Source organism: Paenibacillus sp. VTT E-133291, assembly GCF_002264395.1.
Classification (GTDB): Bacteria; Bacillota; Bacilli; order Paenibacillales; family Paenibacillaceae; genus Paenibacillus_AQ; species Paenibacillus_AQ nitricinens.
On the sequence record NZ_NFVA01000283.1, the window covers coordinates 1 to 239 of the forward strand.

Below are 239 nucleotides of genomic sequence, written 5' to 3' on the forward strand. Positions count from 1 at the left end.
ACACTCGAAGATTAAACGAAGGAAACGCGAAGGGTTCGGCAAATATGCCGGGCCTTTTTTGCGTTGATCAAACAGCGCGATCTAAGCGCAATAATAGGAGGAAATGAATAATGGCGATGCAAATTTCGAACTATCTGAGCGCGGCGCTGCTTAACGCGGCTTTACGCAATACGGCGTTTACCGGACCGTCTACCGTTTACATTGCGCTATATAAATCGGACCCAACAGCGGCGGATACC

The 239-nt window shown here is 49.0% G+C and carries 1 protein-coding gene; it reads left to right on the forward strand.

Annotation, left to right across the window (positions count from 1 at the left end; translation table 11 throughout):
- Positions 1–116 precede the first annotated feature (116 nt).
- Positions 117–239, forward strand: a 123-nt coding sequence (locus CA598_RS33580; protein WP_483874411.1) for a phage tail fiber protein, incomplete at its 3' end; no start/stop codon positions are given.